Here is a 13,067-nt window from a genome sequence, read left to right as displayed (position 1 = left end):
GCAGCATTGGGCTACCCTGAATGATCTCTTTACAAAGTCAAGTCAATCTATTTTGCAAAGCGTTAGAGCGATCGCGTTCGTTATTGTGAATTGTGCCCTGATCCACGTACTATTTAGCTAGTTCAATCGGAGTGAAATGTCTTGAGGTTTGCGCTTCTACCAACCATTGTGGTGCGATGACCGTGACATTCAGCGTTGACGCTGCTGACGGCTAACGTCTTCATCAATGGCGCGATCGCAGATTCAGCCCGTCCCTTTCCCTTTGTTGCTTTCTACACGGCGTTCCTTGCTGCAATCATTTTTATGACCACCATTCCAGCCTTAAAGCAGTTGCCTGCGCCTATACGATTGCTTATCCGACCGATGCTGATTGCGGCGATCGGCCTACACGCACTGTTGCTCTTCACCCCCCTACCGTCTGAGCAGAAGCCCAAGAAAACGGACGATAAGGAAAACCCCGTCAAAATCACGCAGTTACCCACAGCCAAACCAGCCGCTAAGGCACGCCCCAAACTGGCAAAACCCTCACTGCCAAAGATTAGTCGCCCCAAACCTGCGATCGCGCCTCCGGTGCAAAAGACTCCAGCAACGTCGCAACGGACAGCAGGCGCTACGTCCAGTGATGCCAAAAACCCCTTTGCTGATTTTCCCCATTACCCTGGTGCAACCCCTTTCCAGAACCTCGAAAACTTGCGGGTTGCAGACAGTGCGTCTCCAGCTTCGGTGGTCGCTCATTTTCGTAAGGCGTTGCCTGTCCAGAAATTCACCCTTAGCGATGAACCGGAGCAAAATACATTCAAGGTATCCAAGGGGGGTGTCAGCTACTACCTCAGTGTTGTAGAAGACGGTTCACAGACGTTCTACTTGCTTGGCCCCGATAAGTTAGACAAAGACAAATTGGCGAAAATCAAGAAGGGGGATGTGGTTGGCATTCCCAAAGAATTAGGTGACATTGCCAAGGAGCTTGACGCAACGTACAGCACCTCGTCCGATAATTCTGCCACCTCGTTCGACCTGCCTGATCCTGATGCCTTTCTTGAACCGGACAAAGATAACCCTTCAAACCAGGTGTACGTGGATGGGATCTTTGAGACACGGGTGATTGAAGGGCAGCCAGCCGCACAGGTTTACCAGACGTTGCAATCTGTCTTGAAAAAATTTGAGAGTGCTACCGAGTCTGGCTCCTACGGGGGTGGTTCACTATACGAGCTGAAGAAAGGCAAATTTACAGGCTATTTGAACCTGGTGCCCGGTAAAGCAGGCGGCACTGTGGCTGTGATTTGGACAAAGAAGCCAAATTAACGGGGCAAACCTGATATCAGTTGGAATTGCGCCAACCTCGGAGGTTTTAACCAGACATCAGGCATCATCACTAAATGTAGTGGCCTAAACCTCCAAGGTTTTGGTCAAAATGTATAAGCCCTGGATTAGATTGAAAATGCGACATATGTAGTAGGGAACAATGCCCTATCTCTACGATTATTCGATCGCCAGGGAAACGCGATCGCCGCCGATATCACGCAGCGTACCTAACACCTGCACCACTTTCTCATATGTAACCCCCTTATCCGCCTTGAGAACAACCGTCCCCTTCGGGTTCTTTTGCAGATAGGTCACAATAAGTTGCGCCAGTTGAGTATCCGATACGGGGGTGTTGTTCATCAACACCTGCCCCTGGCGGTTCATGGCAATAATAATTGGCTCAATGGGTTTTTCTTTGCTAACGCCTTTGTCCGTGCTGGGTAGCGGCACATCAACCGCTTGAAAGCTAGTCAGCGTCATCGAAACGATAATGAAAAAAGTAAGGACGGTCAAAATCACGTCCATCATCGGCACCAGATTGGGTTCCGGCATCTGAGAGCCTTGCTGCTGTGCTTTAAATTTCATGACACGCTCTGGACAGAATCTGGCTGGACAATGCTGACAGGAAAGAAGGCTGAAGCAATGACGGCTAGGAATGACCGCTGACAACCGGATCGGACTTTGACGCGATCGCCCGATCGCCATTTAACTGCCCCGCTTCATACCAGACGTGGCGGTAAATTACCTCAAGTTCACTGCCAATCTTGGAAAAATACTCGATCTGCTGCGTTTGGAGTGTGACAAACACCCGAAAGGCCGCCAGCGCAATAATCGCGACCACCATCCCAGCCGCCGTAACAATCAGCGCTTCGCCAATGCCCGCTGCGGCTTTGGACGTGTCAGCCCCTGTGCCACCCCCGCCAATATTTAAATTACTGAACGTGCTAATCAAACCAGTCACGGTTCCCAGTAGCCCCAATAGGGGCGCAAGCGCAACCACCGTTTCGAGGAGTTTATCGCCCTTCCGCATCCGCACAAATTCTTGATCGCCTGCGGCTTCCATCGCCAGCCGAAAGGTTTCGGGTGTGGGGTGCTGGAGTTTGAGCGGTGCCAGCAAAAAGCGACCGATCGGTAATGTCTGGTTGCGCTCAGCGATGAGCCGTGCGTCGTCAAGGCTATAGCGAGCGGCTTCTAGCACATCGTGGGCGATGCGATCCTCACCGCGAGAGAGTTTGAACCAGAACCAGGCCCGCTCTAGCGCACAAGCAAGCGTCGCCACAGATAACCCAGCCATTGGGATCATGACTGGGCCACCATCTGATAACAATTCAAATAACGTAGAAGACATCTTAAAGGCTTGGGAACGACCGTTCTGCTGGAGAATCTGGGATTGAACACAGTCCTCCCGTTAGAATAACGGACTTGCAGAGGGGGTCTGGTTAACGTCAGGTTAATAAAAGTCAACACAACTTTGAAGATGCAAATCTTGCCGCGAAGCGATCGCCTCACTAAGGCAGAAGGCAGGGAGTGGGGAGTCGGGATGCGGAGGGAGCTAGGGAAGCAGGGGAAGACGGAAATTTAACTCAAAACGTCTACCCTGATCGCTAAAGCAGTTGTTGGTTTTTAGAAGAAGGCTACGGCTGACTGCTGACCGCTCTTTAACTCAAAACGCAAAACTCAGAACTGGTATTAGTTTGCCTGCGCAATCTCTCCCGGTTTCGGCTGAGACAAATCCTGAAAAATAATGCTGTTAGCAACTTTTTCGGCAGGGGGTTTGTCTGCCACTTTATCTTGCGGTTCGTCTTCTTTGCGACGTGCCAAGGCTTGCTGCTGGTAAGTGCCTAGCGCTCGTGAGATCGCAGTCAGGCGTCGATTTTGATCGTGGCTGATCCCATCTTCTGTATTACCCAACCCAGGAGCTTCCCAACGATTTCGCCGTGGGTTCCAGTAAGACTGCGTGCGTGCCCAGAGTACCGCATCAGACCCTGTAAGACCGCGATCGCGCGCTTTCTTCAGCCATTCAATGTATCCAGGCGTATCCAACGCAGCCAGAGGAGCCTGATTTGCCAAGTCAATGGCGTTCAGTTCTTCTTCTAGCGATAGGTTCAAGCGGTGTGAGTCTGCTCTTTGGCGAATCACATCTGCCTGCTGCTGTAAGCGCCGAAGTTGCCTCTCATCAGCTTCTTCCGGTGATTTCGCCCCATGCTGGTAAGAAAAACTACCTAAATTCCAAACTCCATTACCGGGATCAGAGTGTCCGTAGTAGGCGCGGGTTTTGCTGCCGTCGGCTGTGCGCGTGCCTTCTGCATGACCCACGGTACGGGCAACCAGAGAGTCTGAGCCACCTGCAAAAATATCGCTGCCCTGTTCAGTCGCAACATCTGGTGTGGGACTCTCCTTCAGAGCAACTGGTTTGGGCGCTGGAGGGCTTGGTGAGGCGGCAGGTGGTGCAAAGCTGAGGGCGGACGAAGCAGGGGTTGATGGCGGGGCTGGCGCTGCCTCCGACTGTTCGATCAGTGCAGAGGCAACGGAGCTGGATGGCGTATTTGCAGTCAACGAGAAATCGATCGCACCGCTCTCATCGGCCTGTGCTGCCTGATGGACGGTTGAGAGGAACGCAAGCAAACTAAAAGCAACCAGGGAAGAGACTTTCATGCGGGGAAGCAACGGTAATAAGGATAAGAGCAGAGTCTTTAGTTGTTGTGAATGGTCAGTCGTTGTGAATGGTCAGCAAGCTAATACCAATTTGAATTGAAAATGCGACACATCCTGTAGGGGCAAGGCAACGCCTTGCCCCTACCCACCGATTGATCTGTAGCCGTCATTCTTTAAATCGGTATAAAACGTTGCCAATTGCACGTTTCAATTGATCGCGCACCATCTAAGATTTCTTCAGCGTGCGTTCCAGGATGGCTTTGGCAGGTTCAACAATGGCCCAGGTGCCGTTGGGCTGTTTGCGCAGAGTTGCGAACTGAAGCAGGGTACCACTGCCGATCGCATCGCCCTGATTGACTATCCTGGGGCGTGCATCCTTCAAACCACACAGGCGAAACAGATAAGCAGGCACATCTGGGCTAGAAAAAATGAGGCATTGATGCTGATCGAGTTGGGTGCGACCGTCAAAAGGGGCATAGACGCTGTTGCCATTGAGAGCAATAGAAATGTCTCCTAACCCACCGAGAATGCGGCGATCGCCTAAGACATCGCCTGGCTGAAGTTCCCACGTTTGGTAAAGCTTGATATTGAGAGTGGAAGAATTGCTCGGCGCACGAGCACAGCCAAACGGTAAGAGCAACAGGGCAATGCCTGCGATCGTCCCTTTCAAAACAGCCCCTCGCAACCTTGCTCCTCTCAGAATGAGATGGATTCGCATGCTAGTGACGGAAGCTAAACGCATAACCTGCATATTCGTTGCCCTCGTAGAGCACAATCAACCAGGTTTGGGTATCAAAGGCGAGTGGATAGGCTTCACGACGCGAAGAAACGCTCGATCGTACATCCACAGGCGGCAACTGGCAGTAAGGCTCTTTCATGATTTGACGTACCTGCGCTTTGCTAGAGCGCTCAGGAATCGTCAAAAACTGGGATAACTGCTCCCTCGACAGCGTGGCTTTCGACTGCACAACCTCCTGGCAGATCGCTTTAGTTGGGGCAGGCGTTGGCAACAAGCTGCGTGGATCCGCTAACAAGCCAACTGCTGCTACGACAGACCCACCAGCCAGCATGTATTTCATACTGTTGGTGCGAGATTTACGACGATGCATCGTTCCAGTCCTCGAAGGTGACAAGTCGTGAAAGTAACTAGGTTTAGTGACGGGTTAAATCAGGTGAACAAGAGCCTCATACCGATTTAAAGAATGACGGCTACAGATCAATCGGTGTGTAGGGGCAAGGCATTGCCTTGCCCCTACAGGATGTGTCGCATTTTCAATTCAAATTGATATCAAACCATCGATACGGCGAGCCTGCTTCAAGCACCCATGTTCAAACTCGTGGAAGCGCGCGGTGCTCTCCCAGTACGATCGCGGTTGTCAGTGGATGCTTCTGACAAAACAGGATGTGCTCAGACACGTCACTTCAGGGTTTGCTACCAGAGTGATGGTTGAAATTAAACAACCGTTGCACTGAGAGCAATCCTGTGCGATCGCGTATGAACAAATCTAACTAAGTGCTGAGAGAGATTAGTACAAAAATACTATAAAGGGTCTTGTCAAGTCTACAACTAGAACTTCACAATTTTCTAAACAACAGCAAAGAGATTCCTCATTAAAGAGAGCATTCTCTGCTGAAATTGATGCTTTTCAGATTAAAGGTGCTGAAAAACAAGGCGCTTAAGATCGGGATGACTGGATTCGAACCAGCGGCCCCTTCGTCCCGAACGAAGTGCGCTACCAAGCTGCGCCACATCCCGTTGAAGCTAGCTGATCTTGCTCAATGAGCCTGCTCAACTCCTAGTTTAGGCTATCACACTCTGTTTGCCGTCATCAGGAGGCACGCCCAACCTCAGCACCAGAGGTTCGATCGTGCTTCGGCTAGAAAAGATGCAAAGTTGGTGGGTTGTGTGGTGATAGCTTAAACCTGAACATTCTGTTACTAATGACAGTGGGCTTTTGCTCAGTGGAGAAGAGCAACAAAGCGTTTTGTATTTTCGACCAAATTTCTGCTAAAAACCGATCGCAGTCTGCAATATTCTCATAAACATTTGTAAACTTGTAGCTAGCGGTTTTTCAGTGCCCTGTGTTTTGAGGAGTCTCTATGAGACAGCTAGTCGCGATCGAGCGTTTCTGCCTGACGGGTCATATTCTATCGTTGGTGTTTGGGTTAGCAGGGTTGCTGCTAGTGTTGCCAAACCCTGAATTTATCGCCACCCTACCGTCCTTTGGACAAGCTCTGTTTGGCTGGAGCATGGCGGGTGGTGGCGTCGTTTATATTCTCTTGGGAGCTGTGACGGTGGCCCTTTATGCCTATCGCACGCTGGGCTTGCGTGCCTGGTTGCTGTTTATGGTGCCATCGATCGGCCTTTCGCTAAGCAGCGAACTACTGGGAACCAGCACAGGTTTTCCGTTTGGACACTATGGTTATCTCAACGGCTTAGGCTACAAAATCGCTGGACTCGTCCCGTTTACGATTCCGTTGTCCTGGTTTTATGTAGGATTATCGACGTATCTGCTGGCCCGGGTTGGGCTGGATGCGATTGGGTTCAAAAGCTGGCAGAAGCAAGTCAGCGCAATTTTGCTGGGTGCCATTCTCCTCACCGCGTGGGACTTTGTGCTTGACCCTGCCATGAGTCAGACGGCCTATCCCTTCTGGGAATTCCGCGATCTGGGTCAGTTTTTTGGGATGCCCTACCGCAACCTGACAGGCTGGTTGGGTACGGGTGCTCTGTTTATGTCGGTTGCAGCGCTCTTTTGGCGCAACACGTCGATCGTCCTTACCCGTCCCCAACTCACCGTCCCACTGGTGATCTACCTTGTGAACTTTGCGTTTGGCGCTGTCATCACCGTGAATCAGTTGGATGTGCGGTTCTGGATTCCTACTGCGATCGGCGCTGTTTTAGGGGTACTACCCGCGATCGCCCTTTGGTGGGTGGCTAAGCCGACTGTAGCGATTGAGCCTGCTATCGATACAGAAGCGTCTTTTCGCGGCAACGAGCTCGAAAAAACGGCTGTTGCCCATAGTGACGTTTCTACCGTGCCGGTTGCAGCCGCATCCAAGTCATCCTCGTGATTAGAGACGTTTTGCTTCTCGGTCTGCTCCTGGCTCAGGTGCCAGCTACGGCTATTTTGCTTTCTCGCTTGCTGCGAGGGCCGGACCGCTATCCACCGTTGCAACCCAAACAGCCAACGCCAGATCAGCTAGCGACCGTTAGTGTGATCGTGCCGACCCTTAATGAGGCAGAACGCCTGATGCCGTGCCTTTCGGGGCTGAGCCGTCAAGGCTACGAAGTGCGAGAGATTTTGGTGGTAGATAGCCACTCAACCGATCGCACACCAGAGCTAGTGAAAGCAGCGCAGGCGACTGATCCACGCTTTCGTCTCCTCAACGATGATCCACTGCCCCAGGATTGGGTGGGTCGTCCCTGGGCATTGCATCATGGTTTTTTATCAAGCGCGGTTGACAGTGATTGGGTACTGGGAATCGATGCCGATACGCAACCTCAACCCGGTCTTGTTGCCAGTTTGCTTGATACGGCTAATCGGGAGGGATACGATTTAATTTCACTGGCACCTCAGTTTCTTTTAAGGTACCCCGGTGAACTGTTGCTGCATCCGGCGCTGCTGCTGACGTTGGTGTATCGCTTTGGGCCAGCAGGCGAAACAGGAAATCGACCCGATCGCGTGATGGCAAATGGACAATGCTTTTTCTGCCGTCGATCGCAACTCGCTCAGGTTGGCGGTTATACGGTTGCTCGCCGCTCGTTTTGTGATGATGTCACGCTGGCACGCGCGATCGCGGCTCAAGGAGCCAAAGTCGCCTTTCTGGATGGAGCAAATGTGCTGAAAGTGCGGATGTATGAAGGAGCGGCTGAAACGTGGCGCGAATGGGGGCGATCGCTCGATCTCAAAGATGCCGCTTCTCGCAGTCAAGTTTGGGGTGATTGGCTGCTGCTGCTCGCCGTTCAGGGGCTTCCCATTCCCGTTGTATTGCTACTGTTTGGTGACATGCTCAGCGGTCGTTCTGCACCTGTAGTCATCACAGCATTCAGCCTCAATTTACTGCTCGTGCTGATTCGAATAGGACTCACGTTCGCGATCGCGCCCTCTTGCGATCGTACTCACGCTAAACCAGCATGGCTTTTTTGGCTCTCACCTCTTGCCGATCCGATCGCTGTCTTGCGGCTCTTTCTGTCTTCACTCCAAACGCCAAAGCAATGGAGAGGGAGGAGGTATGGGGAGGGATGAGGGATGGGGAATGGGAATGAGGGGATAGGAAATGGGGGATGGGGGGATGAAGGCTAAAAGGCTGATCAGAATTTGAAGGCAACGCTTACTTCTGGCTCCTGACTTCTAACTTCTGACGCAATGCAAAATATTTCAGATTGTTGCAACCACCCACACTCGCGCTGAATGTGTCATCGGTTCGTAGTAAAGTTAGGGTCATTAAAGCTGTATGAGTTGAAGCTTAACAATAAGAGGGAAAAACACTCATGGTTCAGCGCGGTTCTAAAGTCAAAATTCTTCGCAAAGAGTCTTACTGGTTCCAGGATTATGGCACCGTTGCGTCGATCGATCAGAGCGGCATTAAGTACTCGGTGATTGTGCGGTTTGATAAAGTCAATTACGCGGGCGTGAACACTAACAACTTTGCTGCAAGTGAAGTGGTTGAAGTTGCACCCCCCACTAAAAAGACAGGCGCAGCCAAAACGACTGGTAGACAGACCCCGATCGAGCCTGCTATTCGTAAGACTGGTAGCCAAGAAGAGGTTGGTAAGCCTTCCAGTACAACAACGGGTACAGCAACAGCCGATCCCGCACAGACAGCCGATGCTCCAGGTGGCAGCACTGGTGTTGAAGGTGATGCTAACCAGGGTACAGAATCTCGCTAGCAGTAGTTGTTGGCTTCAGGCTATAGGCTATGCACGTTAGACTAAGGATTAACTGTCTGACGTTTAGACACTGGTTGTCTGGGAGCATTGCTTTCTGTGCCTGAGTTACCCGAAGTTGAAACGGTTCGGCGGGGTTTAAATGACGTGACCCTGCATCAAATAATTGAGGGTGGGGATGTGTTGCTTGATCGCACCATCGCCCACCCTTTTTCAGTAGCAGATTTCTTGGCCGGGTTGCAGGGCGCTGCGATCGTTCAATGGCATCGACGTGGAAAGTATTTGCTGGCGGAGTTAGGAGAATCAGCGGTCAGCGGTCAGCGGTCAGCGGTCAGCCATCAGCCGTTGGCAGCGATTTCCTCGTTTCCCTCTCGTCCGATCGCCGCTTCTCCCTCAGCAACCTATTTCACCTCTCACCCCTCACCCCTCACCCCTCACTCTCATAGCTGGCTCGGTGTCCATCTCCGCATGACCGGGCAACTTCTCTGGGTAGACCAAACGGAACCACTGGAAAAACACACCAGAGTGCGGCTGTTTTTTGGAAATGGCAAGGAACTACGCTTTGTCGATCAGCGGACGTTTGGGCAGATGTGGTGGGTGCCGCCAGAGAACGAGCCAGAGCAAGTTATCACTGGATTACAACAGTTAGGCCCGGAACCGTTTTCTGAAGAATTTTCGGTTGCCTACTTGACTCAGCAGTTGCAGCGTCGCCGTCCGATTAAGAATGCCTTGCTGGATCAGACGATCGTCGCTGGCATTGGCAATATTTATGCTGATGAAGCGCTCTTTCTCAGTGGTATTCATCCTCAAACGCTATGTATTCACCTCAAGCAATCCCACATTGAGCGACTGCGATCGAACATTGTTCAAGTCCTTCAAGCCAGCATTGAGGCAAAGGGCACCACGTTTCGAACATTTCGCAGCGTAGCAGGCGTTAACGGCAACTATGGCGGTTCTGCCTGGGTGTATGGGCGTGATGGCGATCGCTGCCGCAATTGTGAAACGATGATCGAACGCTTTAAAATGGCAGGGCGATCGGCGCATTTTTGCCCGACGTGCCAGAAGTTGGAGTCGGGCATAGGGAATTGGGAATAGGGATAAGGTTTGAGTTGAAGCTGGCAGTTTAAGGGCGCATGTTTGCTGAACGCTGTAGCTTGTTTTCCTAAAGGTCGCCTGCTTGTTAAGCTGACCGCTGATCGCTAAAGGATAAAAGATGAAGGGATGGGTTGTCGCTGGGATAGTTGTTAGTAGCAGTCTGTCTGCGATACCAGCGTTTGCCATATCGGCAGAAACGTATCGGCAGCAAGGCTTGAGCTATCGGGAGCAGGAGCGCTACCCGGAGGCGATCGCGGCCCTTGAGCAAGCAAGCGCTCTTGAACCCAACAATCTTTCTGGCAGAATCTTACTGGGCTGGACGCAGCATAAAGCAAAGCAAAATGTGGCGGCGGTTGACACCCTTCTACAAGCCTTGCAGTTCAACCCGTTCAATGTACAAACCCTAAATGCACTGGGCATTGTGTATCTGGTTGAAGGCCAGTTGATGTCGGCGATCGCTGCTCATGCTTGGGCAGCCATACTACAACCAGACAACGAAATTCCTTCCTACAATCTCAGTCTTGCCTGTGAGCGCATCGGGCAGTACAACTTTGCGATCGCTACCGCCAAAACAGCCGTCCGCTTAGAACCGACCAATCCTCATCCCTTTGTAACGCTGGCGATCGCCCACTGGGGCAATGGCGAAAAAGCATTAGCGCAGGAGGCATATCGTCAGGCGCTTAGTGTCGATCCTCGCTATAGCGATGCGTCCTTTCTGAACTATTTAGATGAAGCAGGATTTAGTCAAGATCAGATTGTGCGATCCAAACAGGTATTGCAGACGACGCGCTAACTTTTGCAAGCCATACCTAACCTGAGAAGGCGATCGCAATCTTCTTGAAAGCTTTACAGTCACTGTAAATAGCTTGTTTGTTGAAAAGCGGCAGATTGAGACAATCAAAAAAGTAAATCTCCTCGGCACTGTCCTAACGAATTCAGTACAGTAGTCGATAACGGATCGATCGCCTCTGCATGGTCGTGCGTTTACCACAGAGCTTCAGTTTGAGTCAGCAACCCCGTCATCACAACGTTGCAATGTATGAAAACAACCACCATCCCGCTTAACTGGCTGGCGCTTAACTTCTTGTGGTACGTACTGGTTGGCTTTCTACTTGCGTATACGCCATCCTGGGCGCAAAGCATTGTGTTGCCGCTTGCTTTTGCACTGACCATTGCCAAGATTCTTATTTTGACACCCGCTGTAACGTGGACGTTGAGCAGTGGCTTGGCTGGAGGCTTGGCTGGGGCCTTTGCGGGTAGCGTCTTTGGCATTGCAGAAGGTCAACTGGCAACGGCCTTTGCGATGGTGGTCTTTTTGGGATGGACGGTACCAGGCGTTGCGAGTATGTTGATGGCTGGAGCCATCAGCGTAATGGCTGCGATGCTGTGGGCTAAGACGATGGGTTTGTTGAATATCTTGGGTATGGCTGGTGTAGGAGCGATCGCAGGCATTTTTGCGGTGACGTTGCCCGAAACTGTCGCTGGCGCGAGAAACGACTTACTCCGCTTGTTTGGAAAAACCTACACGTTTTTTATTCTCAGCGGTCTCTCGCTGTTTGGCTTGGCGCTAGGACAGTGGGCTAAACAAATTTTCTCCTAGTTTGAATCTACAACAGGCCATCTCTGAGCCGTTGCCTTAAGTCCCGAATGGCAGCGCTGGTGTTGCGATCGTAGGCAAGCTGAAGGCAAGACTCAATGAGCGTTGGCAGATCGATCGCTGGGAAATAGCGGCTTTGAGCTTTCAGTTGGTAAGCATTCTCCTGAAGCTGATAGATACGTAGTTGGTTGCGCTTATACAGCCACACTTCGGGAACCTGATACGGCAAATAATCATTGATATCGGAATAACTGGTGACATCAATCTCAAGCACCAGATCGGGTGGTGGATCACTGCGCCAATCAATCCGCTTTTTGCCTAGCACGGCTTCCCAATTGTCAATGTAGAAGCAATAGTCTGGTTCAATCCCGCTTTCTTCCGGTAGCTTCATCGTAATTGGCGTAAAGGAGTCATACTCGCTATTTGCGTGATCTAGCAGTGTTTTGATGATATCAGCGATCAGGCTGGCATCTTTTCCGTGATGTGGCAGAGGCGACATTAGCAAGACTTCTCCATTGCGGTACTTAAGTCGAGGCAACGAACCGTCACCGCGTTGTGCGCTCAGGCTCTCATACTCGTCCCACGTAGCAGGCAATCGTAAGACTCCGCCAGGTCGAAGTTGAAGGTTCTTATGGGAGACGATCGCAAACATGGCTGTACTTGCGGAAGGATACGCTCATTATCTCAAGTAGGATATGTCTGACTAGCTGCCAGGTGCTCTAGAGTCGTTGAACAAGAGGTATTGGATTCGCTCGATGAACCCTAAACCAGGCGGAGTATGGTTGGTCGATTTGGGGCTTGCTGCCAAGATACGTCCGATCGTCATCGTCTCTCGCCATGACCCAAATAGTACACCTGCTGCGTCGTTAGACCAACGGCATTAAAGTAACGAGATTGGAAAAACGGTTGAAATCCTGAGTATTGTGAGTTAGCAGCGATGGAATTTCATAGGCCTGCATTGTAGCAACGATATTCGCATCATAGACTTGCTTGCCGCCTACGCTAACCTGCTCAATCAAAGTTAGTAACCTTTCTGTCGTTTCACGATTATCTTCAGCAACCTCAAATTGGCTGACAAAATAGTGACTATCCTCTACCAGTGTCGCAACGAGAATGTGCGCGGACAAGTCGCTAGGGCGCGTCAACGCAGAAAGATATTCCCTGATGATTTGGCTGCTGATCCAGAATTGGGTTCCTGCTATCTCTAAGGTCTGCAATCTCTCTACAGCTTGACGATGAAACGGCGAGAGAGACAGCTTGGCATAAATGAGTACGTCTATGTCGATGAAAACAGCGTTATGAGTCGCCATAGAGATCTTCTCGACGGAAGGTTAGAGCGGGAGAGACTAACCCAACCGGGTAGGCTGAAAATTGTAGGGGCGATCGCTGGGGAGTAGGAACAGACTGCTCATCAATGACAACAACAACACGGTGCTGACCAGGCGCAAGATCGGGCGGCACTTGCAGGGTAAGTTGCCCATCTTTAGTAATCGTTGCTGTGGTCTCGATCATTCTCATACAAACGCCCAG

16 protein-coding genes and 1 tRNA gene are annotated in these 13,067 nt (G+C 51.3%); 8 read left to right on the top strand and 9 right to left on the bottom strand.

Annotation, left to right across the window (positions count from 1 at the left end; translation table 11 throughout):
* Positions 1 to 195: 195 nt before the first annotated feature.
* Positions 196 to 1,302 (top strand): hypothetical protein, encoded by a 1,107-nt coding sequence (locus AC5JLP_RS08430; protein WP_496067483.1) that lies wholly within the window; start codon positions 196 to 198, stop codon positions 1,300 to 1,302.
* Positions 1,303 to 1,479: 177 nt separating this feature from the next.
* Here AC5JLP_RS08430 and AC5JLP_RS08425 read toward each other — a convergent pair whose 3' ends face one another.
* The 6 genes from AC5JLP_RS08425 to AC5JLP_RS08400 all read right to left on the bottom strand — a co-directional run bounded on the left by AC5JLP_RS08425 (position 1,480) and on the right by AC5JLP_RS08400 (position 5,713).
* Positions 1,480 to 1,887, bottom strand: a complete 408-nt coding sequence (locus AC5JLP_RS08425) for an ExbD/TolR family protein (RefSeq protein WP_496067482.1) — start codon at positions 1,885 to 1,887, stop codon at positions 1,480 to 1,482.
* Between the two features lie 64 nt (positions 1,888 to 1,951).
* Positions 1,952 to 2,650: a MotA/TolQ/ExbB proton channel family protein gene (locus AC5JLP_RS08420; protein ID WP_496067481.1), complete on the bottom strand. Its 699-nt coding sequence runs from the start codon at positions 2,648 to 2,650 to the stop codon at positions 1,952 to 1,954.
* A gap of 341 nt (positions 2,651 to 2,991) precedes the next feature.
* A complete protein-coding gene (locus AC5JLP_RS08415; RefSeq protein WP_496067480.1) occupies positions 2,992 to 3,957 on the bottom strand; it encodes a hypothetical protein in 966 nt (321 codons plus the stop codon).
* Positions 3,958 to 4,183: 226 nt separating this feature from the next.
* Positions 4,184 to 4,675 carry a hypothetical protein gene (locus AC5JLP_RS08410; protein ID WP_496067479.1) on the bottom strand — a complete coding sequence of 164 codons (492 nt, stop codon included), beginning with the start codon at positions 4,673 to 4,675 and terminating at the stop codon, positions 4,184 to 4,186.
* A gap of 1 nt (position 4,676) precedes the next feature.
* On the bottom strand, positions 4,677 to 5,066 hold the full coding sequence (locus AC5JLP_RS08405) for a hypothetical protein (protein ID WP_496067478.1): 390 nt from the start codon (positions 5,064 to 5,066) through the stop codon (positions 4,677 to 4,679).
* 573 nt (positions 5,067 to 5,639) lie between these two features.
* Positions 5,640 to 5,713: transfer RNA gene (locus AC5JLP_RS08400), tRNA-Pro, on the bottom strand.
* A gap of 344 nt (positions 5,714 to 6,057) precedes the next feature.
* On the opposite strand from AC5JLP_RS08400, the gene cruF reads away from it, so the two are divergent.
* The 6 genes from cruF to AC5JLP_RS08370 all read left to right on the top strand — a co-directional run bounded on the left by cruF (position 6,058) and on the right by AC5JLP_RS08370 (position 11,540).
* Positions 6,058 to 7,029: a gamma-carotene 1'-hydroxylase CruF gene (gene cruF, locus AC5JLP_RS08395; protein WP_496067477.1), complete on the top strand. Its 972-nt coding sequence runs from the start codon at positions 6,058 to 6,060 to the stop codon at positions 7,027 to 7,029.
* A complete protein-coding gene (cruG, locus tag AC5JLP_RS08390) occupies positions 7,026 to 8,204 on the top strand; it encodes a 2'-O-glycosyltransferase CruG (RefSeq protein ID WP_496067476.1) in 1,179 nt (392 codons plus the stop codon). The genes cruF and cruG overlap by 4 nt, the downstream gene beginning before the upstream one ends.
* Positions 8,205 to 8,449: 245 nt before the next feature.
* Positions 8,450 to 8,848: a photosystem I reaction center subunit IV gene (locus tag AC5JLP_RS08385; RefSeq protein ID WP_496067475.1), complete on the top strand. Its 399-nt coding sequence runs from the start codon at positions 8,450 to 8,452 to the stop codon at positions 8,846 to 8,848.
* 96 nt (positions 8,849 to 8,944) lie between these two features.
* Complete coding sequence (locus AC5JLP_RS08380) at positions 8,945 to 9,940, top strand: DNA-formamidopyrimidine glycosylase (RefSeq protein WP_496067474.1); 996 nt, start codon at positions 8,945 to 8,947, stop codon at positions 9,938 to 9,940.
* Positions 9,941 to 10,058: 118 nt separating this feature from the next.
* On the top strand, positions 10,059 to 10,733 hold the full coding sequence (locus AC5JLP_RS08375) for a tetratricopeptide repeat protein (RefSeq protein WP_496067473.1): 675 nt from the start codon (positions 10,059 to 10,061) through the stop codon (positions 10,731 to 10,733).
* 246 nt (positions 10,734 to 10,979) lie between these two features.
* A complete protein-coding gene (locus AC5JLP_RS08370) occupies positions 10,980 to 11,540 on the top strand; it encodes a hypothetical protein (RefSeq protein WP_496067472.1) in 561 nt (186 codons plus the stop codon).
* A 7-nt stretch (positions 11,541 to 11,547) separates the two neighbouring features.
* Here AC5JLP_RS08370 and AC5JLP_RS08365 read toward each other — a convergent pair whose 3' ends face one another.
* A complete protein-coding gene (locus tag AC5JLP_RS08365) occupies positions 11,548 to 12,189 on the bottom strand; it encodes a Uma2 family endonuclease (RefSeq protein WP_496067471.1) in 642 nt (213 codons plus the stop codon).
* Between the two features lie 103 nt (positions 12,190 to 12,292).
* Here AC5JLP_RS08365 and AC5JLP_RS08360 point away from each other — a divergent pair, with 103 nt between their 5' ends.
* Positions 12,293 to 12,421 carry a hypothetical protein gene (locus AC5JLP_RS08360; protein WP_496067470.1) on the top strand — a complete coding sequence of 43 codons (129 nt, stop codon included), beginning with the start codon at positions 12,293 to 12,295 and terminating at the stop codon, positions 12,419 to 12,421.
* Here AC5JLP_RS08360 and AC5JLP_RS08355 read toward each other — a convergent pair.
* Together AC5JLP_RS08355 and AC5JLP_RS08350 are read right to left on the bottom strand one after the other, a co-directional pair.
* Positions 12,404 to 12,847 carry a type II toxin-antitoxin system VapC family toxin gene (locus AC5JLP_RS08355; protein ID WP_496067469.1) on the bottom strand — a complete coding sequence of 148 codons (444 nt, stop codon included), beginning with the start codon at positions 12,845 to 12,847 and terminating at the stop codon, positions 12,404 to 12,406. The genes AC5JLP_RS08360 and AC5JLP_RS08355 overlap by 18 nt on opposite strands.
* The gene (locus AC5JLP_RS08350) at positions 12,834 to 13,055 is read right to left on the bottom strand and encodes a hypothetical protein (protein WP_496067468.1); all 222 of its coding nucleotides are present in this window, start codon (positions 13,053 to 13,055) and stop codon (positions 12,834 to 12,836) included. The genes AC5JLP_RS08355 and AC5JLP_RS08350 overlap by 14 nt, the downstream gene beginning before the upstream one ends.
* Between the last annotated feature and the right edge of the window lie 12 nt (positions 13,056 to 13,067).

The sequence above is a fragment of the Stenomitos rutilans genome (genome assembly GCF_059505485.1).
This window is presented reverse-complemented; position numbering and strand designations above follow the sequence as displayed.

Coding starts and splice junctions, on each gene's coding strand:
- AC5JLP_RS08425 (WP_496067482.1), bottom strand. CDS start 1,887: ATGAAATTTAAAGCACAGCAGCAAGGCTCTCAGATGCCGGAACCCAAT.
- AC5JLP_RS08420 (WP_496067481.1), bottom strand. CDS start 2,650: ATGTCTTCTACGTTATTTGAATTGTTATCAGATGGTGGCCCAGTCATG.
- AC5JLP_RS08415 (WP_496067480.1), bottom strand. CDS start 3,957: ATGAAAGTCTCTTCCCTGGTTGCTTTTAGTTTGCTTGCGTTCCTCTCA.
- AC5JLP_RS08410 (WP_496067479.1), bottom strand. CDS start 4,675: ATGCGAATCCATCTCATTCTGAGAGGAGCAAGGTTGCGAGGGGCTGTT.
- AC5JLP_RS08405 (WP_496067478.1), bottom strand. CDS start 5,066: ATGCATCGTCGTAAATCTCGCACCAACAGTATGAAATACATGCTGGCT.
- cruF (WP_496067477.1), top strand. CDS start 6,058: ATGAGACAGCTAGTCGCGATCGAGCGTTTCTGCCTGACGGGTCATATT.
- AC5JLP_RS08385 (WP_496067475.1), top strand. CDS start 8,450: ATGGTTCAGCGCGGTTCTAAAGTCAAAATTCTTCGCAAAGAGTCTTAC.
- AC5JLP_RS08375 (WP_496067473.1), top strand. CDS start 10,059: ATGAAGGGATGGGTTGTCGCTGGGATAGTTGTTAGTAGCAGTCTGTCT.
- AC5JLP_RS08370 (WP_496067472.1), top strand. CDS start 10,980: ATGAAAACAACCACCATCCCGCTTAACTGGCTGGCGCTTAACTTCTTG.
- AC5JLP_RS08365 (WP_496067471.1), bottom strand. CDS start 12,189: ATGTTTGCGATCGTCTCCCATAAGAACCTTCAACTTCGACCTGGCGGA.
- AC5JLP_RS08360 (WP_496067470.1), top strand. CDS start 12,293: ATGAACCCTAAACCAGGCGGAGTATGGTTGGTCGATTTGGGGCTTGCT.
- AC5JLP_RS08355 (WP_496067469.1), bottom strand. CDS start 12,847: ATGGCGACTCATAACGCTGTTTTCATCGACATAGACGTACTCATTTAT.
- AC5JLP_RS08350 (WP_496067468.1), bottom strand. CDS start 13,055: ATGAGAATGATCGAGACCACAGCAACGATTACTAAAGATGGGCAACTT.